The 21,511-nt window shown below is 63.6% G+C and carries 19 protein-coding genes; 2 read left to right on the top strand and 17 right to left on the bottom strand.

Going from position 1 to position 21,511, the window contains the following annotated elements:
- From BEMPMBAN_RS02970 to BEMPMBAN_RS02895, 16 genes are all read right to left on the bottom strand, one after another.
- A complete protein-coding gene (locus BEMPMBAN_RS02970) occupies window positions 1–1,140 on the bottom strand; it encodes a virulence factor Mce family protein (protein ID WP_159228897.1) in 1,140 nt (379 codons plus the stop codon).
- Complete coding sequence (locus BEMPMBAN_RS02965) at window positions 1,137–2,423, bottom strand: MCE family protein (protein WP_425294920.1); 1,287 nt, start codon at window positions 2,421–2,423, stop codon at window positions 1,137–1,139. The genes BEMPMBAN_RS02970 and BEMPMBAN_RS02965 overlap by 4 nt, the downstream gene beginning before the upstream one ends.
- 26 nt (window positions 2,424–2,449) lie before the next feature.
- A complete protein-coding gene (locus BEMPMBAN_RS02960; RefSeq protein WP_159228896.1) occupies window positions 2,450–3,757 on the bottom strand; it encodes an MCE family protein in 1,308 nt (435 codons plus the stop codon).
- Window positions 3,754–4,782, bottom strand: coding sequence for an MCE family protein (locus BEMPMBAN_RS02955; protein WP_159228895.1), 1,029 nt, complete (start codon window positions 4,780–4,782; stop codon window positions 3,754–3,756). Before BEMPMBAN_RS02955 ends, BEMPMBAN_RS02960 begins: the two co-directional genes overlap by 4 nt.
- Before the next feature lie 37 nt (window positions 4,783–4,819).
- The gene (locus tag BEMPMBAN_RS02950) at window positions 4,820–6,214 is read right to left on the bottom strand and encodes an MCE family protein (protein WP_159228894.1); all 1,395 of its coding nucleotides are present in this window, start codon (window positions 6,212–6,214) and stop codon (window positions 4,820–4,822) included.
- Between the two features lie 3 nt (window positions 6,215–6,217).
- A complete protein-coding gene (locus BEMPMBAN_RS02945; protein WP_159228893.1) occupies window positions 6,218–7,069 on the bottom strand; it encodes an ABC transporter permease in 852 nt (283 codons plus the stop codon).
- Window positions 7,066–7,833 carry an MlaE family ABC transporter permease gene (locus tag BEMPMBAN_RS02940; protein WP_159228892.1) on the bottom strand — a complete coding sequence of 256 codons (768 nt, stop codon included), beginning with the start codon at window positions 7,831–7,833 and terminating at the stop codon, window positions 7,066–7,068. The genes BEMPMBAN_RS02945 and BEMPMBAN_RS02940 overlap by 4 nt, the downstream gene beginning before the upstream one ends.
- A 387-nt stretch (window positions 7,834–8,220) precedes the next feature.
- Complete coding sequence (locus BEMPMBAN_RS02935; protein ID WP_159228891.1) at window positions 8,221–9,042, bottom strand: enoyl-CoA hydratase/isomerase family protein; 822 nt, start codon at window positions 9,040–9,042, stop codon at window positions 8,221–8,223.
- Between the two features lie 13 nt (window positions 9,043–9,055).
- A complete protein-coding gene (locus BEMPMBAN_RS02930) occupies window positions 9,056–9,868 on the bottom strand; it encodes a mycofactocin-coupled SDR family oxidoreductase (protein WP_159228890.1) in 813 nt (270 codons plus the stop codon).
- Window positions 9,869–9,984: 116 nt separating this feature from the next.
- Window positions 9,985–10,917 carry a VOC family protein gene (locus tag BEMPMBAN_RS02925; protein WP_159228889.1) on the bottom strand — a complete coding sequence of 311 codons (933 nt, stop codon included), beginning with the start codon at window positions 10,915–10,917 and terminating at the stop codon, window positions 9,985–9,987.
- A 53-nt stretch (window positions 10,918–10,970) separates the two neighbouring features.
- Window positions 10,971–12,152 (bottom strand): acyl-CoA dehydrogenase family protein, encoded by a 1,182-nt coding sequence (locus BEMPMBAN_RS02920; protein ID WP_159228888.1) that lies wholly within the window; start codon window positions 12,150–12,152, stop codon window positions 10,971–10,973.
- A gap of 23 nt (window positions 12,153–12,175) precedes the next feature.
- Complete coding sequence (locus BEMPMBAN_RS02915) at window positions 12,176–13,342, bottom strand: 3-ketosteroid-9-alpha-monooxygenase, oxygenase component (RefSeq protein ID WP_159228887.1); 1,167 nt, start codon at window positions 13,340–13,342, stop codon at window positions 12,176–12,178.
- 247 nt (window positions 13,343–13,589) lie between these two features.
- Window positions 13,590–15,290 (bottom strand): 3-ketosteroid-delta-1-dehydrogenase, encoded by a 1,701-nt coding sequence (locus BEMPMBAN_RS02910; RefSeq protein ID WP_159228886.1) that lies wholly within the window; start codon window positions 15,288–15,290, stop codon window positions 13,590–13,592.
- A gap of 123 nt (window positions 15,291–15,413) precedes the next feature.
- Complete coding sequence (locus BEMPMBAN_RS02905) at window positions 15,414–15,836, bottom strand: nuclear transport factor 2 family protein (protein WP_159228885.1); 423 nt, start codon at window positions 15,834–15,836, stop codon at window positions 15,414–15,416.
- Window positions 15,837–15,896: 60 nt separating this feature from the next.
- Entirely contained in the window at window positions 15,897–16,691 is a 795-nt protein-coding gene (locus tag BEMPMBAN_RS02900) for an enoyl-CoA hydratase/isomerase family protein (protein ID WP_159228884.1), read from the bottom strand.
- A 40-nt stretch (window positions 16,692–16,731) separates the two neighbouring features.
- Window positions 16,732–17,946 (bottom strand): NADH:flavin oxidoreductase, encoded by a 1,215-nt coding sequence (locus tag BEMPMBAN_RS02895; RefSeq protein WP_159228883.1) that lies wholly within the window; start codon window positions 17,944–17,946, stop codon window positions 16,732–16,734.
- Between the two features lie 154 nt (window positions 17,947–18,100).
- Here BEMPMBAN_RS02895 and BEMPMBAN_RS02890 point away from each other — a divergent pair, with 154 nt between their 5' ends.
- Window positions 18,101–19,009, top strand: coding sequence for an alpha/beta fold hydrolase (locus tag BEMPMBAN_RS02890; RefSeq protein ID WP_234897268.1), 909 nt, complete (start codon window positions 18,101–18,103; stop codon window positions 19,007–19,009).
- Window positions 19,010–19,155: 146 nt separating this feature from the next.
- Window positions 19,156–19,845 (top strand): PadR family transcriptional regulator, encoded by a 690-nt coding sequence (locus BEMPMBAN_RS02885; protein WP_159228882.1) that lies wholly within the window; start codon window positions 19,156–19,158, stop codon window positions 19,843–19,845.
- A 29-nt stretch (window positions 19,846–19,874) separates the two neighbouring features.
- Here BEMPMBAN_RS02885 and BEMPMBAN_RS02880 read toward each other — a convergent pair whose 3' ends face one another.
- Window positions 19,875–21,467 carry an AMP-binding protein gene (locus BEMPMBAN_RS02880; protein WP_159228881.1) on the bottom strand — a complete coding sequence of 531 codons (1,593 nt, stop codon included), beginning with the start codon at window positions 21,465–21,467 and terminating at the stop codon, window positions 19,875–19,877.
- Window positions 21,468–21,511 lie beyond the last annotated feature (44 nt).

The raw sequence follows: 21,511 nt of genomic DNA, 5'->3' as shown, positions 1-21,511 counted from the left end.
TCAGCGCCCCTGATCGTGGTGGTAGGGCACCACCAGTGGATTGACGCTGGTGTAGGGGCTCGGCATCTGACCGATCGTCCGGCCCCACTGCATCTCCAGCTCGGTGAGCGCACCCTCGAATCGAGTCCCGGTCAACAGCGCCGCATCCAGCCGGCTCAGCGTCAGATCGACGATCGCAGTCATGTTGCCGTAGTCACCACGGAACCAGTTGTCGAGCGTATCCAGGGGAAACGGATACGTCGCCAGCATTCCCAGGGAGCGGGTCAGCGCAGGACCGGCGTCGGCCAGCGACTTGAGCACGGGGGCAATGTCCTTGAGTTCGCGGACCAGGTTCTCCTTGGTCTGGTTGACCGAGTCTGCAGCCAACGCACTGAACTCACCCAGCTTGTCGACCGCCTCGGCGAGGTGGGCGCGGTTGTCACGAAGGACCGCAAGCGCTTCCGGTATCGTCTCGAATGCACGATCCAGCACGGGCCGTTGCTCGGCGAAGCGCCCGACCAGCCTGTCGAGACTGTCTGTGGCGGCGATGATGTCGTCGGTCTGGCCGTTGATGTTGGTGAAGAACACGTCGAGTTGGTCGATCAGACTGCGCAACTCGTCCTCGCGGCCACGCAGCGCGGTACTGAACGTCTCGACCAGTTCCTGGATGTGCCCGACGCCGCCACCGTTGAGCAACAGCGACACCGCCGCCAAGGTCTGTTCGGTGCTCGGGTAGGCGCCTGCATTGGTCAGCGCGATGAGCGATCCGTTCCTCAGGCGCCCCTCGGGCGGAACTCCGATCGGTGGTGCCAACTCGATGTGCAGTGACCCGAAGAGGCTGGTCTGTCCGATCTTGGCGGTGGCGTTGGCCGGCAATTCGACGCCGCCGTCGATACGCATCGTCAGCAGCGCGTGCCAACCCTGCCGTTCGATCTTGGTCACGGTGCCGACGTTGACGTCGCCCACCCTGACCCGCGAGTTCTCCTGGATGTTGCTGACGTCAGGCATCTGGGCCTCGATCAGGTAGGAGTCGGGGCCTCCGCCTCTCGTCCCCGGCAGCGGGTACGAGTTCAGCCCCCGCCATCCGCACCCCGCAGTGCCGAGGACAGCCAGCACGACGAACAGCCCGATCACCAGCCGGCGCAGCACCGCCCCTTTCATGAACCGTCTCCTTGGGGAACCATCAACCCGGGCAAACCGGCCGCAGGATCGGTGGCCACGGCACTGGCCGGCGCAGCCGGAGTGCTCGGCTCCTCGGGAGCACCACCACCTACGGTCACGGGCGCCGCCGCAGGTGGGACGTAGTCCGGCCGGAGCCAGTCCTCGCTGTAGGTGACTTCATTCGGGCGTGCCTGGGCGCCGACGAACGCATTGAAGCCGATCGGTAGCAGGAAGTTGTACTGACGGTTCTTCACGATGGGCGCCAGGTACTGCACGCACAGCCTGGCCGACTGTTCGGCGCCCATTCGTGACGCGGCTTGTATTGCTCCGCAAAGGAACTCGATCGGATTGCTGAAATTCGTTCCGGCCAGCACGCCGGTCACCGATCCCTGGGCGGGCTGGTAGATGTTGACGTAGTTGGCCAGCGTGCTGGGCAACAGGTGCAAGGCCTGCTCGATGTCATCGATGCGCTCCCCCAACGCCGCCGTCACCTCCGACAGTTTGTCGGTGGTGGTCCCCACCGCGTCGCGGTTCTCGCCGACAAACGCCTGAACGTCGTCGGCGAGTGTCCGCAGCGCGACCACCGCCTCACCTACTTCGTCGCCGTCGTTGCTCAGCAGCGCGGTCACCGCGGCGAGGTTGCGATTCAACGACGCCGTCAGGTCCGCACTGTGCTGCAACGCCGACACCAGCACCGCCAGGTTGTTCAGTGACCCGAACACGTCCTTGGATTGATCTCCGAGTATCGACAGCGCCTGCGACAGGTTGACCACACTGTCGTGGATGTTGGCGCCCTGTCCGCGCAGATTGTCGGCAACCGTGTTGACGAAAGCCCCCATCGTCGACACACCGCCGCCATCGGTGGGCGCCAGAGTTCGGCTCAGCTTGTCCAGCTGGCTGCGCAGTTGATCCCACTCCACCGGCACGGCGGTCCGGTTCTGCGGGATCACGGCCTTGTCCCCTAACACCGGGCCGCCGGAGTAAGCCGGGGTGAGCGCGATCGCGCGGGCGGTGACCAGCGACGGCGACAGGATCACCGCCGTCACCTCCGCCGGAACCTGGTACTTGTTGTCGACCCAGAAGGTGATCTTGGCCCGCTGGGGTTGCGGTTCTATCGACTCGATCTCGCCGACCGGCACCCCCAAGATGCGGATCTCGTCACCGGGATAGATCCCATTGCTGTTGTCGAAGTACGCGGTGACCTGGGTCCTCCCGACTCCAGAGCCGATGTCGGTGAGCGTTCCCAGGCCGGCCAGCAGCAGCGCCACCAGCGATGCAGACAATCCAATTCGAATGCGCCCCTTGCTTATCACTGTGCGGCCTCGTTCGTCGGCGGCACCTCGGGTGCCGGGTTACGGACAGGTGACGGCGTCGGTTCGGCGGGCGCGCCGCCAGGAGACGTCGTGACTGCCGGAGGGCCGGGCGGCGGCCCACCCGGCGGTGGCGCGGGCGGGGGCTCCCGGTAGGGATAGCGCGGATCCCCAGGCTTGCCGGTGATCGCATCAGGCAACGTCATCCGAGGTTCGCCCCCCTGCCCCGTGCGGGGGAACGGTACGGGCAGTGCCGGAGTACCGGGCTGGCCGACAGGCGGGTCGGTCAACTCCGAGGGAAGCTTGACGTTCGGGTCCAGGCCCAGATCCGAGAACGCCGCGTCGATGAACGGTTGTAGGAACTGACCCGGGAGCAGGTTTGCCACATAAGCGTTGAAGAACGGTCCTGACGACACCGATTCACCCAGCGACATCGCAAAACCGTTGAGCCGGTGTATCGATTCCTGAACACGCTCCTTCCGGTTGGCGACGATGGTCAGCACCGTGTTGAGCTTGTCCAGCGCGGGGTGCAACTGGTCACGGTTCTCGTCAATGAATCCCGACAACTGTCCTGCCAAACCTTTGATCTGGCCCGCGATCTCGTCCAACGCGATACTTTCGGTGCGCAACTGCCCCAGGAGCGCGTTGGAATCGGCGATCAGCCCGACTACCTGGTCGCTGCGCCGCGCCAGTACGCCCGTGGCCTTGTTGGCGTTGGCAAGCAGATTTCGGAGTTGCTGGTCGCGAGCGTTGAGCGTCTGGGAGAACCGCGAAAGACTCGTGATGGCGACCTGCAGCTCGGGTGGCGTGTCGGCGAAGGTCTCCGCCAGCGTCGCCAGCGACGTCGACAGCTGATCGGTGTTCGTCTGCTGGATCGTCGTTGCGAGATCGCCGAGCACGTCGCCGAGTTCGTAGGGTGAGGTCGTGTTGTCCAACGGAATCGGACCCGAGAGGTCGCCGTCCCCGCGCGGCAGCACGTCCAGCACCTTTGCGCCCAGCAGGCTCTTGGTCCGGATCACCGCTTCTGTCCACTCACCCAGATGAACATCGCCCTTGACTTCGAAGTCCACTCGGACGCGGTCTCCGTCGAGGTCGACGCCCGTGACGCTGCCCACCTGATAGCCCGAGACCTGGACGGCCGCACCGGAGGTGAGACCACCCGCTTCGGCGAAGTAGGCCGAGTGCGCGGTTCCCGACCCGATGAACGGGATTCGATGAGAATTGAGGACCCCCAGCACTGCTGAGATGGTCAGCGCGACCCCGGTGGCACCGACGACGATCTTGTTGCGCTCCACGAACGGTCTCATTTGGGCGCACACCGCCCGGTGTCTTGGCCGGCAACCTTGACGTACACCGGCTGGCCACCTTTTCCGTTGAGCTTGAGAACAATGTCGCAGAGATAAAAGCTGAAGTAATCGCCGTAGAGTCCCTGGCGCCCGAGCAGCCGGTACTTGTCCGGCAAGGTCTCGAGCAGCTTGTCGAAGTACTCGCGGTCAGAGATGACGGTGTCTGCCACCCGGTCGGTCTGGGCAACGATGTCCTTGACCGTTGGTCGCGCATTGGAAAGCAGCTCGGCGGTGCTGCCGGCAGCTGCGTCGGCATATGCCAAACCGGTACTGATGTCGGTCTTTCGGTCGGCCAACTCCTCCACCAGCTCTGACAATGCAGTCACCGTGGTGTCCAACTGGCCGCTGTGCTCCCCGAGCGAGGCCAGCACGGTGTTGAGGTTCGTCACCACCTGCCCGATCAGCTGGTCGCGGTCGGCGAGGGTGCCCGTCACCGCGGCAGTCTGCGCCAAAAGTGAACCGATGGTGGCTCCTTCGCCCTGGAATACCGAGATCAACTGCTGCGTCAGCTCGTTGACCTGATCGGGGTCCAGCGCCCGGAACAGCGGGCGGAACCCACCGGTGAGAGCATCGAGATCGAGGGCAGGGGCGGTGCGCGCCAACGGTATCGTGGCGCCGGGTCGCAGTACCCTTGCCTCACCGGCCCCCTCTTCGAGCGCCAGGTAGCGGCCACCGATGAGGTTGTCGTAACGGATCTCCGCCCGGGTGCCTTCCGTCAGGACCACCGAGGGATCGGCCGAGAATTCGACGGTCACCGTCGCATCGCGCGCCAGCGAGATGGCCTTCACCTTGCCGACCTCGACCCCGGCGACGCGCACGAAGTTCCCGGTGGCCAGCCCACTGATGTTGGCGAACTCAGCGCGATAGAGGCGGTCCTCCTGGAAACGGAGTTGCGCGAAGATGGCGAACAGCCCCATGATCCCCGTCGAACAGACCAGTACGAAGATCATCAGGCGCCAGACCGCACCCCGAAGACTCTGTGTCATCGTGTTCTCACCTCGTCGGTCCTGCTCTGTCGGGTTGTCATGGTGCCGCCGCGGGGCTGCCGCCTGGCGAATATGGGTTCCCTTCGGCGGGCGCCGCAGGCAATCCGGGGGCAGGTGGGAGTCCGGGCCAGAGTGGTTGCCCTCCAGGGCCGTAGAGTTGCGCTCCGTAGGGCGGCGCGGCCGGATATGGGATGGGGCCCGGCGCCGGACCCGGAATGCACTGCCGGATGCTCGGCGGCTCCGGTACCGCTCGTGTCACCGGCAGGTAGTTGGCGTAACACGGGTGCCCGATGCCGGGGTTGGGCCGGATGTCCACCCCGGTGCCCCACCCGGTGTTGGTCACCAGCTGGCGCACCGGGAACGCCTTGGTCGCATCGGGGAGTGAACCGCAGCTCGGTTTGCCGCCCGGGCCGCCCTTCGCCGCGACGATCGGCAGGTGTCTCGGGTAGTCGTACTTGTCATCACCCAGCAGGACCGCGGCATCTGCGACATATGTACGTCCGTTGCCACCGATCGCGGCACGGGCGCCGTTGTCCAGCCACCACTGCGCGCCCAGGAGCATGCACGTGTACGTCGGGTCGTACTTCAGCAGTAGCGCGGTGGTGGGTGCAGCCGTGGTGATGGTGTCTACGAGGTTCTTCTGGTTCACGGCGAGAAGGTTTGTGCCTGCTTCGGCGAACCCGATCGTCTGCAGGAGCAGCTGATCCAGGGCTGCACTGTGCTGCGTGATCGTCGTGCTGGTGGTGCTTGCGGCGTCGAGTACCGCAAGGATGTCGTCGGCCGATCGGCCGTAGATGTCGCTGACTTCCTCAAAGGCACGCCAGTTCTCACCCATCGCGTCGCTGCGCGGATTGATCGCCAGCAGGACCTGGTTGGCGTCGGTGATGGACTCACCGATGCGTTCACCCTGCCCCCGGAAGCCATCGGACAAGGCGGTGAGCACCGCATTGAGCTTCGCGGGATCGATCTGGTCGAGCAGACCCACCAGGTTCTCGAAGACAGTGTTCACCTCGGTGGTGACGTTGCGTGAGCGCAGGACCGCGCCAGCGGCGAGTCGCTGCGGACTGGGATCCGCGGGGTAGATCAGGTCGACGAACTTTGCACCGAACGCTGTGGTCGCGCGGATCTGCGCACCGACGTTCGCCGGAATGTTGTCCAGTTCGGCGGGTGATATCTCAAGTGTCAAGCTGACCGGATCCCGGGCCCCGGCGACGGCCGCAACGCGTCCGACCTGGACTCCGTTCATCATCACCTTGCCACCGGATTCCATCACCAGACCTGCGCGGTCGGACGACAGCGTCACAGGCACGTAGGACGTGAACGACCCGCTGTACAGGGCGCCCGTCAACCCGACCAGCAGGACGATCACGGCGAGAAGTATCAGTGTCCACCAGCCTGGGTGCAGACTGCGCTGTCCGGGTCGCGGTTCCATCAGCTACGACGCCAGATGGAAGTTGCCGGACTGGCCGTACACCGCCAACGAAACCAGAAGGCTCACCGTCACGGCGGACACCAGAGATGCTCGAACTGCCCGTCCCACAGCTTCACCGACACCGGCAGGTCCCCCGGACGCCGTGTACCCGTAGTAGGTATGGACCAGCATGATGACTATCGCCATCGTGATCGCCTGAACGAACGACCACAGCAGATCGGTGGGGATGAGGAAGGTGTTGAAGTAGTGGTCGTAGACGCCGCTTGACTGTCCGTAGACGAATGTCGTACCGACCCGCGCGGCCAGAAACGACATCAGCACGGCAATGCAGTACAGCGGGATCACCACGATCACGCCGGTGATGACCCGAGTGGAGGCCAGGTAGGCGACCGATCGGATACCCATCACCTCCAGTGCGTCGATCTCCTCCGAAATGCGCATCGCTCCGATCTGCGCGGTCGCACCGGCGCCGATGGTGGCGGCCAGCGCGATCCCCGCCGTCACCGGGGCGATGATCCGCACGTTGACATAGGCCGAGATGAAGCCCGTCAACGCCTCGACGCCGATACCCGCAAGCTGGTTGTATCCCTGGACGGCGATCAACGCACCCGCGGACAGCGTGAGAAAGCCCACCACGACGATGGTCCCTCCGATGAGCGCCAACGCCCCGGTTCCCAGGCTCATCTGGGCGATCAACCGCACGATCTCCGTGCTGTAGTGCAATGAGGCGTCGGCCGTGGATCTAATGGTGTGACCGTAGAATTGGGTCTGGCGTCCGATGCGCACCCAGCCCGCTGCCCAGCGGTCGTAGCGCCGCCGCAGCGCTGGCAGTCGGCTGGGAGCGCTCGCAATCATTGTGGTCCTCCGTACTGGACGGCCGTGATCACGAGGTTGATGACGTAGAGCGCGACAAACGAATACACCACCGTCTCGTTCACCGCATTACCGACCCCGGCAGGTCCTCCGCCGACCGAAATGCCCTTGTAGCAGCCGATCATTGCTGCCGCCAGACCGAACAACCCGGCCTTCACCAGCGAGACGACAACGTCTTCTGGCCCCGTCAGCAATGTCAGGCCTGCGACGAAAGCGCCGGGTGTCACGTGCTGGACGAACACCGAGAAGAAGAAGGAGCCGATCAGGGTAGCCAGCGACACGATCGCCGACAACAGGATTGCCACTACGCCGCCGGCGAGAACCCTTGGTACCACCAGGGACTGAAGTGGGTTGATACCCAGTACCCGCAGAGCATCAAGTTCCTCACGGATGGTCCGAGCCCCCAGATCAGCGCAGATCGCGGTCGCCGCCGCCCCTGCGACCACAAGCACCGTGACGATCGGCCCGAGCTGCGCCAGCGAGATCCCCGCGCCGGTACCGGCGAAGTCCGCGGCGCCAAAATCGAACAAAAGGATGTTGAGAGTGAAGGCCGCCAGCACTGTAAAGGGCACAGCGAGCAGCAGTGCAGGCACGATGGACACCCGAGCGATGAACCAGCTCTGAAGCAGGAACTCACGCCAGGCGAACGGTCGCTGTGGGATCAGGATCAACGTGTCCAAAGCCGTCGCGTAGAAGTCACCCAAACCGCGCAGAGGCTTGGCGAAGTCGGCGCGTCCGTTGCTCATCCCAGTTCTCCGAGCAGGCCCGGCAAGAGCATAGACCTTGCCCCCGATTCAGAGCCGATCCGATTCATGTACGACGTTGCGGCACAGCGCACTCGACAAGCGTGCGGCCCCAGACCACGGGGGCTCCGAACGCAAGCACCCCGCAGCCGCAGGACTCTTGCGGTCGTGGTTGGCAGGATCATGACACTCCTTGTTCAGGAAGACACTCGAAGTGCGGCCACGTGCGCCGGCGCCGAGAGGACGAACTCTTTGCAAGCAGCCCGCCTTCGCTCGAGCCCATCTTGTGTGTTGTCCGTCACGTTCGACAGTAGATGCCGCGAATGATCGCCGCCTAGTCGATTACCGGTCAGCGGGACACCTATAGAGTTCGCGTAATCGCCTAGCTCGCTACTGGTTTGAGCCCGTTGGCCGCGATCGGAAAGCCACCACGTTGTCGTTGAACTCGGGTGTCCCAAAGGACGTATATTCCTCGGCGAGCGCGTATTCGAGTACCCCCAGGGCGGCACGGCTCAGATGCAGGTTCATCGCCACCTTTGATGTCTGCACTGCCTGAGCGGGGAGGCGGGCAAGACGTTCGCCAAGTCCCAGCGCTTCGTCGAGCACACGGTCGTCCGGGACTACCCTGGTGACGAGATTGAGCTTGTCCGCGATTGCGGCCGTGATGCGATCGCCCAGCAGCACATACTCCTTGGCCTTCATCATTCCCACCAGCAGCGGGAGCATCGCGGCACCGCCGTCGCCGGCAGTCAGTCCCACCGGAACATGGGGATCTGCCAGATAACTGCGCTCGCCCATCACCAAGAGGTCGCTGAGCAGCGCGAGGGAACAACCGAGACCAACCGCCGGACCGTTGACAGCCGAAACCAGAGGTTTGGGAAAGTTCATCACTGCGAGGAACAACGAACGTGCCTCTGCGAACATGGCTCGGCGCATGGCCGTGTTGTCGATCATCCGACTGAACATCTGCATGTCGCCGCCCGCCGAAAAAGCCTTCCCATTACCGGTGACAACCACGCAGAACACGTCCCGGTCGGCAGCGAGCTGTGCCCAGACATGGGCAAACGCTTGGTGGAGTTCTTCATTGACGGCATTGAACTGTTCTGGCCTGTTGATACGGACCACGTGGACGGAGCCGACCTTGTCCACCAGAAGCCACGGCGCGAATCTCTCATATCCGGCCAACGTTGCCAGCTCAGGGCTCGCGGTCATGGGTGTCCTTTCACTATTTGACTGTGAAGCCGGCGTCAACGGGCAACGCCACACCGGTGACGTAGCGGCCCTCCTCAGATGCCAGCCACACGAGCGCATTGCTGACGTCCTCTGGCTCCAACAGATCCACCGGCAACGGGTTGACGAGGTTGGCCACCCACTCGGGGTGCGCGGCCATGAAGTCGTGGAGGTGGTCATTGTCGAGCATCTTGGTGCGCACCCCCGACGGATGGACGGTGTTGACCCGAATGGCGTGTGGGGCGAGCTCGTTGGCCAGCGTGCGCATCAACCCGACGAGGCCGTGCTTTGAGGTGACGTAGTGCGCGAGGTTGGCCATGCCCTTGGTGCCGGCCGCCGAGCTGGTGATGACGATGGATCCCCCGTTGCCGGCTTCGATCATCGCCGGGATGGCGGCCGACACGGTCTTCCACACACCGGTGAGGTTGACCCCGATCAACTCAGTCCACTGTTCCTCGGTGATCGACCAGGTGTTGGACACACAGCTCATGAAACCGGCGTTGGCACTGACGATGTCGAGTCGCCCAAACTCTCTGACCCCCGCCGCAACCAGTGACCTGACAGCCGCGCCGTCGCGCACGTCGGCCTCAGCGGTGACGATCCCCCGCCCCAACGCCTCGACGAGGCGCTGGGTTTCCTTGAGATCGTCCAGCGAGGCCATCGGGTAGGGGGCGGTAGCCAACTGATCGCAGATGTCGAAGGCGATGATGTCGGCACCCTCCTGGGCGAAACGCACAGCATGGGCGCGTCCCTGCCCACGAGCCGCTCCCGAGATCAAAGCGACCTTGCCTTGAAGCCGACCCGTCATGTCGTTTCCTCTACTTCTCTACTTCGCCGTTGAAGGCGTTTGGATTCTGTGGGCTGCAACCCCGTGGGGTTCGGTGGGGCGAATGTTGGTGTGCCGGGCCGCGCCGCCGGCCATCCTCATTGAGTCGCCGGACGCAACGCGGCCAACGGCTCGCTGCCCGACCAGTCGTGGCCCCAGTAGCTGTCCGCCGAGATCTCCTCAGCACAGTGGTAGCCACGGTCGACCTGCCATCCGTCCGTGCCGAACTCGATATCCCAACCACCTGGCGCACGCACATAGAACGACACCATCTTGTCGTTGGTGTGCCTGCCCAGCGTCGACGAGACAGAGAACCCCTGCTGCACAACCCGATCCAGCGCCTGACCGACTGCATCGAGGGTATCTACTTCGACCATCACGTGAACCAGGCCCGGCGAACCGAAACCTGGTGTCGGGCACAACGCCAGGCTGTGATGGCGCTCGTTGATACCCAGGAATCGGACGCGCTGGGGTGGAACCCCCAACGGCAGCGGCAGTCGGAACGCACCCCGGGGCAAGAAGCCCAGGACTTGGGTATAGAAGTCGAAGCTGGTGTCGATGTCGTCCACCGGCAGCACCACGTGGCCCAGCCCCGCTGGCCCGGTCACAAAACGCGCTCCGAAGGGCGGAACCACCGGGGAGTGGTCGAGCCGCGGACCATGGAACACTTCCAGGGTCACCCCTGATGGGTCCTCAAACGAGACCAACTCCTCGACCCGGCGTTCATCGGCCTCACCGGTGGAGTGGGACCGGACCTCGATTCCACTCTTCTCCACTGCGGCAACCACGTTCCGAAGCGCCTCACCGTCGGCTACCTGCCATCCCACCGCTAGCACCCGGTCGACATCACCGGCGACAGCGACCAAGCGCGCACAGTGCTCGTCCATCCGCAGGTAGAGCGCCGCCGGGTCGGGTCCATTGCCCTCGGCGAACCCGAGCACATCGAAGGCGAAGGTGCGCCAGCGCGCGAGATCCGTTGCCTGAATTCGCATGTAGCCAAGAGAACTGAGTAGGGGGCCGTCATGGAGCATGCTGGGAGTTCCTATCGATGTGGTTTGCGGATGACCGTGTCGCCGGTTTGGGCTCAGATCATGAACTTCATCTTCGGCGACGGCTCCATGCCGAGCATCGCCATCGACGCAGTCTGGTAGACGTTGCCGGGCACGTGGATCACGTGATTGAGTCCGGCATGCACATCCCGCCAGTACCGTTGCAACGTATTGCCGTTGCGGATGGCGTTGCCGCCCGAACGCGCAAACAAAGCATCGACGGCGCCGACAGCGCGCCACACCGCCCGCACCTGGGTGCGACGTCCCATCGCGCGCTGCTCGAAAGTCGGTGTTTTGCCGGAGTCCACCACATCCCACATCCGATCGGCGTTACCCAGCAACTCCTGGCGTGCTCCGTCGATCTCTGCGGACGCCTCGCCGATGGCATAGAGCAGCGTCGGATCTTCACGCACTGCCGCGCCCATCGCGTCCGCCCGTGAGCGCTGATAACTCAGATGTGCGGCGAGTGCACCCTCTGCAGCGCCGATGACCGCTGAACTGATCCCCAGAGGGAAGACATGCGACCACGGCAAGCGGTACAAGGTCTCCTGACAGCCCGCGTCCGCCTGCGCCTGCCCGCCGAGCACATGGTCACCGTTCATCACGCGGTAGCCGGGGATGTAGGAATCTCGGACGATGATGTCTTTCGATCCGGTGCCCCGCAGTCCCAATACATCCCAGGAGTCAGACACGATCTCGTAGTCAGTGCGGGGCAGAATGACGTGGAGCATCACCGGCGGCTGCTGAACCTTCCCGTCGGCTCCACCGAGCATGGCGCCGAGAATGACCCACCGGCAGTAGTCGGTGCCGGAAGAGAACTGCCACCGACCGTTCAACCGATATCCGCCATCCTCGGGTACTGCAATGCCCTGGGGTGCGTAGGGGGAAGCGATCCAAGTGTCGTCGTCGTCACCCCATATCTCCTGCTGGACCAGCGGATCAGCGAATCCCAGCTGCCATGGATGTACGCCCACGACCCCGCTGACCCATCCTGCTGCCGGATCGATTGCCGCCAAACCCATGATGGTCTCCGCGAATTCACGGGGCGTCGCCTCGTGGCCGCCGTATCGCTTCGGCTGGAGCATCTTGATCATGCCGGCATCGCGAAGGGCCGTGGCCGTCGCGGTGGTCAGCCGGCAGAGCTGCTCCTCCTCGAGAGCATCGAGTCGAATTTGGTCCGCCGCGCACAACAACTTCTCAAGCACTGGGGTGGTCATGGTGCAACTCCTGTTCTGCCGTCCTAGGTCTGGTTGGCTGGGGCCATCTGGTTCGCACGGGCAGCGACGCTTAGGGCCATCTCGTCATCCCACTTAGCCTGTGCCTCAGTCGTGTCCACCTCGAACTCGAATCGGTTGACCATGTCGGGGCTGATGTCTTCGACGTCGACGTAGAACTGGTCGTACCACCGGCGCAACTGGTACACCGGGCCGTCCTCGTCGCACAGCAGCGGGTTGTCGACACGGGTCTTGGATTGCCAGATCTCGACGTCCTGCATGAAGGCGTCGCCGAGGCTGTCCGAGAAGGTGGTGGCCAGCTGTTCTCCCTCGGCATCCGACATTCCCGGCAACTTCTTCACGATGGCGCCCCATTGCAGGACGAAGGAGTTCGCAGTCACCGGATAGTGGCAGTTGATGAGCAGACCCTCTGAAGAGATTCCCCCCGAGGTGAGCGTCTGCCCGTTGACCATGAAAGACGGGCCGTAGTACGTCGCCCAGGAGTCCATCAGCAGACCCTGCTGGCCGTAGTTGGAGTCCAGCTCGATGTCCGGGCGTCCCGTCGCCGACATGTATTGCGAAGCAATGTGGTTCTCGAAGACGTTCTTGAAGAACGTCGGCTTCACCAGATGCACATAGTAGAAGTGCGCCATGTCGACGACGTTGTCGATCACCTCGCGGCAGTTGCTGCCCTCGACCAGCAGCGAGTTCCAACTCCAGTCGGTCCACTCGCCTGTCCCGTACCCGTCGAGGACCGGAATCGTGACGTCATCCGGGGGTGGTCGGCGCTGAGGATCGTTCCATACGAACAGCAACCCGTTGCGCTCCAGGGTCGGCCAGGATCTCGTCCGGGCCAGCCTGGGCGCTCTGCGCGCGTATGGGACACCCGTGCAGGCCCCGCTCGGGCCCCACCGCCAGTCGTGGAACGGGCACGCCACCGCGTCTCCCTTGATGGTGCCCTGCGCCAAGTTTCCGCCCATATGACGGCAGTAGGCATCGAGTACATTGAGCTGCCCGTCAGAGGACTCGAAGACGACCAACGCCGTGCCGAACGAGTCGATCTGATGGGGGTTGCCGTCACGGAACGACTTCGCCAGCCCCAAGCAGTGCCACCCACGGGCGAACCGTGCAGGGCCCGTGCCGCTTTCGATCATCCCGACATCGGCCGCGGCTGTGTCGATCTGGGTGCTCATACGTGTCTCCATCCCTTTCCTGACCTACAGACGCTGTGGCCATGGCGCTTCAATGATCTTGCGCGCCTCATTACGTGATCACCAGCCCGGTTCCGCTTGGCGGGAGGCCGATGTTAGCGATCGGGTATTCGAGATCCGTTGCGGCCGTGCGGGAGCACTCGAGCCCACTCTGCGGCGCATACGCTTACTGACGTGCGGGCGCAGTCCGGCTTTCGACGGAGGACGTGCTCATTGATACACAGTTCTGCTAGGCAGAACCGCGCCGTTCCGCGGCATCGTGTGCGGCGATGTAGCCGAACACCAAGCCCTGACCGATCGTTGCACCCGCACCGGGATAGCTGGTCCCAAACGCATTGGCGGCCGTGTTGCCGATCGCGTACAACCCGTCGATGGCTGCCCCGTCTTCACGCAGAACCCGGGCGCGCGCGTCAGCGCGCAGGCCCCCGCAAGTACCCAGGTCGCTGAGCACCGCCTTTACTGCGTAGAACGGGCCGCGAGTCAACGGACGCAGGTTCGGGTTCGGCGTGATGGTCGGGTCGCCGTAGTACCAATCGTATGCACTCTGGCCTCGGTTGAAGTCAGGATCATGGCCGGCCGCAGCCATCTGGTTGAAACGCATCATGGTGGCCGTAAACGCGCCCACGGGCAGGCCTGCCTTCGCGGCGAGTTCCGTGAAATCATCGCTGCGGTGGGCGATACCGGCGTCGTACCAGGCTCGCGGGATCGGCATACGAGGGAAGAGCTCGCCAGCCATCAGATAGTTGTTGCGGTACTGCTGGTCGAAGACGAGCCACATCTCTTCGATCGGCTCTCCGGCCCGTTCGCGTTCCAGAACTCGTTGTCCGAACGACATGTAGTCAGACGCCTCATTCACGAAGCGGGTGCCGGTCTGGTCAACGATCAGCGAGCCCGGCAGCGACCTCTCCGACAGCATCATCTGAGGTTTGGCATCGGGCAGCGGGGCGAACGCCGGGAACCACCATGCCTGGTCCATCAACGCAGTATCGGCGCCCACCTCCTGGGCAGCCTGGATCGCATCGCCGGTGTTTCCCTCGGCTCCAAGGCTGAGTTCTTCGCCCAGCGACTCAGACTGGAACTTCCAGCGCCAGTCCATCCGGTGGTCGAATCCACCGGCGGCCAGCACGACACCGCGCCGCGCCACAACCTTGACCGTGCTGCCGCCCCGCGTCAGCACGGCNCCAGTCACCCGGGCGTTGTCCATTGTGAGTCTGACCAGCGTCGTATCGGTCCACACCGGGATGCCGGCGCGCAGAGCCCCGGCATACATTCCGGCCGCCAACGCTTGACCTGCCGCGAGATAACGACGGCCGACAAGCAACCCACCAATACCCTGGAATATCCGCTTCATCATCCGCGGTATCGCTTTTCGTGGCACTCTGGACAGCAAGTTGATCCACCGATAATCCGCTCCCGTGATCGGCATGGGGATCGGCGGGTTCAACACACCCGGGCGCAACGCCTTGCGGTGCCTACCGAGCACCGACGCATTGAAGGGGCGGCACTCACAGGTCCGGCCGGCAACACTGCCACCTGGCTCCTCCGGGTGATAGTCCGAATATCCCTCGGCCCATTCGAACTTCATCGAAGTTGTGCGTGAGAGCATGTCGACGGTCGCCGATCCGTGTTCGAGGAAGCTCTGCCAACGATCCGCGGGCGCCTGGTCGCCGACCACCGTAGCCAGGTAGCGGCGCGCTTCCTCGAGGGAGTCCGGGGAGCCGGAGCGCCTGAGGATGGGGTTGACCGGAATCCAGAACGCTCCGCCGGACCGCGCCGTCGAACCACCTACTTGGTGTGTCTTCTCGATGATGAGGGAGGACATTCCGAGCTCGCTGGCGGCCAGCGCGGCCGCCATGCCGGTGCCCGATCCGACCACCAGCAGGTCGACGGTCTCATGCAGCTCTGTGCCTACGGGGGTCTGTGTCGTCATCAGCCTTCTTCCACATGTGGACAGCGTTGATCCTATTGATGATTCACCTCAAGAACGAGAGACAGCCCAATGAGCGGAATATGGGTCCGGCAATACGCCAGGGGCATCGGCGTTTGTTGCGTTCTAGACCTCCGTGATGTCGGCGGGCGACCAGTAGGCCTTCATCGAGGCGATTTCACCGGCACCATTGAAAGTCATCGTCTCGATGGGCTCGATGCGTATCCGGTCCTCACCCGCGCCGATGGTGACCGCGAAGAGAAACGCCGCCGAGCGCCCCCCTACGCGGATCTGGAGCAGTTCGGTCACCATCTGGGTATTCTCAGCGGCCCTGTAGAACTCGGCGATCGACTGCCGACCGATATGCACCTTCCCTCCACCGACGGGGTCTTCCACAGTGGCGTCCTCGGCGTAGAGGGCGGCCACCTCCTCAATGTTCCCAGCTGCGATCCGCTCGAGGTAGCGCTTGACCAGCGCTGCGGGGTCAACGGTCGGGGCCGGACCGCTACCAAGGAAACGCTTGGCGAGTTCTGCGGCGCCATCGGTCATGGGTCTCTCCTGTGTCACGCTGCTGCCGTGGGCAAGGCTGAGTTCCGCTGTTTCTGCCGGCTATCTTCCGCCAAACGCCGGACGGCGACGGTCTGCCACCGCGTGCAGCCCCTCGATACAGTCACGGGTACCTGCCAGCCGTATCACCGCGCGTGCCTCCTCGGTCAGTGCGTGCGCGATGGTCGATCCGATCCCGTTCCACAACAGGTGTTTACACTCAGCCAGCGCCATCGGCGCCATCGCCAGCAGCGAGCGGGCCAGAGCCAAAGCCTCGTCCATCAGTGCATCGTCGGGGACGACCCTGGTGATCAAACCGATGCGCAACGCCTCGTCGGCGTCGATCGTGACGTTGGTGAGCGTGAGCTCGAAGGCTTTCCGCAGACCGACAAGTTGAGTGAGCACCGTGGTCAGACCACCGTCCGGGATCATTCCCACCCGCACCGCACCTGACATGAATCTTGCTGACTCTCCGGCGATGACGAAGTCGCAGCTGCCGACCAGGCCGAGACCGCCCCCGCCGGCTGCATAACCCTGGACCGCCGCCACCACGGGAACGTCGAGCCCGATCAGCATCGACGACACAGTTTGGAACCAGCTCGACACTTCCTTGATGTGACTCGGCAACCGATCAGCGTGGGCCAGAAAGTCGCCGACATCACCACCGGAGCAGAAATTGTTTCCCGAACCGGTGAGAACCACCACACGCACACCAGGTTCGGCGTGGCACCGCAGCAGTGCGGCGTGTAGGGCGCTGAGCAGAGGCACGTCCATGGCGTTGGCTGCCTCGGGCCGATTCAACCGGATGGTTGCGACCCCGTTGTCCTCGAGGTCCAGAAGGACTGGACCCCCGGCCATCAACGACGCCACGGTATTGCCGATCGGGTGTTCTTCAAGGTCATCTGTTCGACCTTTCTGTGTTTCTCTGGCCGGGCAGCGGCGGCGTCGTGAGAACGCACCGAGTTCCGGAGTAGATGGTCGCCATGCATTTGTTGCAGTGGATGCACGGCGACGCGCTGTCCGCATCAACCGCGATGTGGTTGATGAGTTCGGGCTCGCGTAGTAGCGCCCGCGCCATCGCGACGAATTCGAATCCTTCCTGCATGGCGGTCCTCATCGACACCAAATCCGTTACCCCACCCAACAAGATCAGCGGCATGGCGATCTCCGACCGGAACGTGCGCGCCTGCTCGAGCAGATAGAGGTCGCTGTATGGATAGCTTTTGAGAAATGCCCTGCCGAAGAGTTTGAGGCCGAGCCGCACAATCGGCGACATGGCCTCGCCCCACTCGCGAATTGGCGCGTCGCCGCGGAACAGATACATCGGGTTGAGCAGTGAACTCCCAACGGTGAGTTCCAACGCGTCGAGAGCCCCGTCCTCTTCTAGCCACTTGGCCACCTCGAGGGCCTCCGAGGTGCGCAGGCCGCCGGGAACACCGTCGTCCATGTTGAACTTCGCCAGCACCGCGCAGTCCGGGCCGACTGCTTCTCGAACCGATCTCGCCGTCTCCCGGGCGACGCGTGCGCGGTTGGCCAATGAACCACCGAATTCGTCGCGGCGACGGTTGAGAACCGGGCTCAGGAACGAGCTTGTGAAGTAGTTGTGGCCGAAGTGGAGTTCAACGGCATCAAATCCCACGCCGACCGCCATCCGTGCCGCATCCGCATGGGCAAGCCGAATTCGCTCGATGTCGGCTTTCGACGCGCTGCTTACCGCCCGCAGACTCAGTGGGTTGACGAAGACGGAGGGCGCCAACGCCCGGTAGCCGGTCAGCGCTTGATTGCCCACTGCGCCCGCGTGACCCAGCTGCGCTGACACCGCCGCTCCGCCGGCGCGGACGGCCTCGACCAGGCGGGCTAGCCCGGGCAGTGCTTCCGGGCGCATCCATATCTGGCCCTCCTCGGTGCGCCCCTCGGGCGCCACCGCCAGATACGCGACGGTCGTCATGCCAACGCCACCCACACTGACCCGCCGGTGATAGTCGATGAGGTTCTCGCTGACGACCCCACCGGCGGTCATGCCCTCGAAAGTGGCCGCTTTGATGACCCGGTTGCGAAGCCGCAGTGGACCCAACTGCGCCGGTGCCAGAACATCTGGATGGGACACCGTCATTTGCTGGATTCCTTCTTTTTCTCCGGACCGAGGCGAGCCGCGCACAGGCCTGGCTTCGTAGCGTGCGGTGGGCCGCCCACCAAGAACAATGCTGTTCCCGGTGGGCGGAACGACTCATCCGCTGAACGGGAACCCCTTTCCCTGTGGTGTCAGAATGGGTAGCTTTTACTCGACAGCGAACGATCTCTGGAGCGCACCAGTGGATATGCAAGATACGATTACTCACGCGAACAGCAGTCGCCGAATAAGTGGCGAATACGACCTGCACTATCACGACGCCGGAAATGGCGCGCCGATTCTTTTTCTGCACGGATCAGGACCCGGTGTCAGCGCCTGGTCCAATTTCTCCGGAAACATTCCGGTATTTGCGCGGACTTTTCGCACGCTGTGCCCGGACATGCCCGGATTTGGGGCGAGTCCGGCTGTTGTCTGGGAGGACGCGTATTCCCGAGTCGCAGCAGATGCGGTGCGCTGGTTTCTCGACGAGCTGCAGATTCCCGCAATCGATATCATCGGAAACTCGATGGGGGGCAATGTCGCGACCGAGTTCGCGCTCGCCCACCCCGAGCGGGTGCGGCGCCTGGTTCTCATGGGACCCGGCGGCCTAGCAGTCAACACGTTCTCGCCCGCGGTCAGTGAGGGCGCTCGACGGTTGTTCGAATTCCTTGCCGATCCCACCCGGCCGCGGATGGCGGCCTGGGTCGACACCATGGTCAGCGACCCAGCCCTGATCACCGACGAGCTCCTTGATGAGCGGATGACCAACGCATTGCGCCCGGGTGCGATCGAGAACACGGCGGCGATATTCGCCACCTTCAACGACCCCGACCTCAACACCCTGCCCCCATTGTGGGCACGAGCGAAAGACCTGCACACCTCCACCCTCATCGTCTGGGGCCGCGATGACCGGATGCTCCCATTCGAAGGGGGCCTGTTTCCATTCCGCCAGCTGCCGAACGCCGAGTTGCATGTCTTCTCCCGATGCGGCCATTGGGCACAGATCGAACGCAAGGAGGCCTTCGAAAGGCTGGTGATCGAGTTCTTGTCACGACCGGTGGAGTGAGTGCTTCACTAAGCCTCAGCGAGGAAGAATCGCCTTTTCTCAGCACTGGTCACACGGCGGGTTTGGTCGAATCCACAGGCGAATGAAGGATCCGTTCCAAGGCACTGTCAACTCTGGTGATCAGGTACTGGTGTATTATTCCGATAATGAGTGAAGCGGCCCCCGAAGCTGATGACCACCCGTCACTGAACCCCAATGGGTGGACCGTTCTCGGTATTGTGTCCTACAGCAAGGAGCTTTCCGGGTATCAGGTGAAAAAATGGGCCGACTTCGGCCCGGGATTCTTCAATCTCAGCCCATCCTTCAGCCAGGTCTACACAGAGCTCAAGCGTCTCGAGAAACTGGGGCTCGTCAGTTCACGCGATGCTTTGCCTGACGAGACAAATGCGCGCAACAGGCGGCTGTACCGCATCACCGCCGCCGGTGAACGGGCGTTGGCCGGCTGGTCGCAGAACGCTCCCGTCGAGCGACCGGTGCTGAAACACCCGATGCTGATGCGGGTCATGCTTGGTCATTTCAATCAGCCGGAGATCCTGAAGTCCATGTTGGTCGAGCACATCGAGAGGGCCGACCTGCAATCGCGCCAGGCTGCGCACTACGCCCAATTCGCAGCGAATGACCCGTATTTCGCCTATGTATGGGTCGCGCTGCGCTGGTCGGAGCGCTACTACGCCGCCGAACGCACGTTGGCGATCGAACTGTTGAAGGACATCGATCTCGCAGCCGAACGGTATTCGAAGCCAACGGCTCTCCCCGAGTGGTTTGAGGCACCGATGTTCTCCGACAGAGTCGATGACGACTCGGACGTGCCGCCGAACGCCGGCCGGATCCGCTAGTGGCAACTCGATGTCCGGGCCGTATCCCGCTATTGGCTTGATAACCGCTGTCTCAGCAGTTGCTTCTGCACTTTGCCGCTGGCGGTGCGGGGCAGCTCCGCGACGATCTCGATCGTCTCCGGGCGCTTGTGCGCGGCTAGACCGCGAACCCGAAGGAATGCGCCGATGTTCTCGGTCGAGGGTGCACCTGCCGGCGCCGTACCCGGCCGGAGCACCAGGAACGCCCCGACACGTTCACCCATCGTGTCATCGGGATAGCCGACTACTGCCACGTCCTCGATCGCGTCGTGCTCCCTCAAGTGGGTCTCGACCTCGAGTGCGCTGATGTTCTCACCGCCTCGGACAATGATGTCCTTCACTCTGCCGCGAACCGTCAGCGCACCGGCGTCGTCGATCTCCACGAGATCGCCCGTTCTGAAATATCCGTCGACGGTGAACGCCGCCTCGTTCAAGGCACTGTTGAGATAGCCGAGGAATAGCTCGGGACCCCGCACGGCTAGTTCGCCGACACCATCGCGCTCATTGATCAGGTAGCCCTCCGCCGGGTAGATGGGTAGCCCGTCGGTGCAGGCCCTGCGATCGATCGGGGCCGCAGCCCCTGAGACGCTGTAGGTCGGCAACTCACTGGAGCCATAGGTCCGCGTCACCACCGCGTCTAGGACCCCGGAAGCCTCGACCACGAGGTCGGGCGGGACATCGGCGCCGCCGCACAGGAAGATGCGCAGGCTCGAGGGCATCCCTCGCCGGGTGTAAGCGACGGTCAGGCCGCGCAGGAATGGTGTGGCGCCGAGGCTGATCCGGCATGCGTCACGCTCGATGATGTCGACCGCGGCGTCCGGTTCCCACACATCGAGCAGGGATACGCTTTGCTGCAGCAGCGTGGGAAGGTAGACACCGTAGACGATTCCGGTCAGATGGCCGACCGGTGACGCCATGAACGTGCGGTCACCCTCATGACGAAGCCCCAACTCGCGGATTATCGACCGCATCTCCCAGATCACAGTCTGATGGCTGTGCAGAACACCTTTGGGCTCCGACGTAGTACCCGACGTGTACAGCAGGAGGCAGATGTCCGAAGGGCTGCCGATCGGCGCCGCAATCGGTTGCCGCCCCAAGAGTTCGTCGAAGCTGACAAACCCTGGCGGCAATTCGCCTTGCGGACGAACCACAATCACCGTCGGCGGGTCGACCATCCCGGTCACCATCTCGTCGAGCATCGCGACGTAGTCGAATCCGCGGAACACATGCGGAATGAAGATGGCACGGGTTCCGGATTGTTGGAGAATGAACGACAGTTCGGCGTGCCGATATGTGGTCACCACTGGATTGATGACGCAACCGGCCCAGGTGGCGCCGTGGATCACCTCGACGGCCTCGGGCCAGTTCGGCAGAAATACCGTCACCACGTCGTGGGCCCGCACCCTGTACTCCGGTAGCGCAGATGCCAGCCCAGCAGCACGATCGCGCAACTCCCGGTAGCTGAAAGGACGCACGCCGTCGCTGACAGCGATGGCATCCGGGTGCAGGTCAGCGGCCTCGGCGAGGAACGACGACAACGTCCGGTCCTCCCAGAACCCGGCACGACGGTGGTCGGCGTCTGATGGTCTTGTCGGGACCAGCATTATTGCTCCTTCGCAACTCATAAGGTGTTCGTCGGTATCACGAC

Origin of the sequence: Mycolicibacterium austroafricanum (assembly GCF_902705885.1) — a bacterium.
Lineage (GTDB): Bacteria > Actinomycetota > Actinomycetes > Mycobacteriales > Mycobacteriaceae > Mycobacterium > Mycobacterium vanbaalenii_A.
The sequence above is the reverse complement of the archived record's forward strand: the minus strand, read 5'-3'. Positions and strand labels throughout refer to the sequence as shown.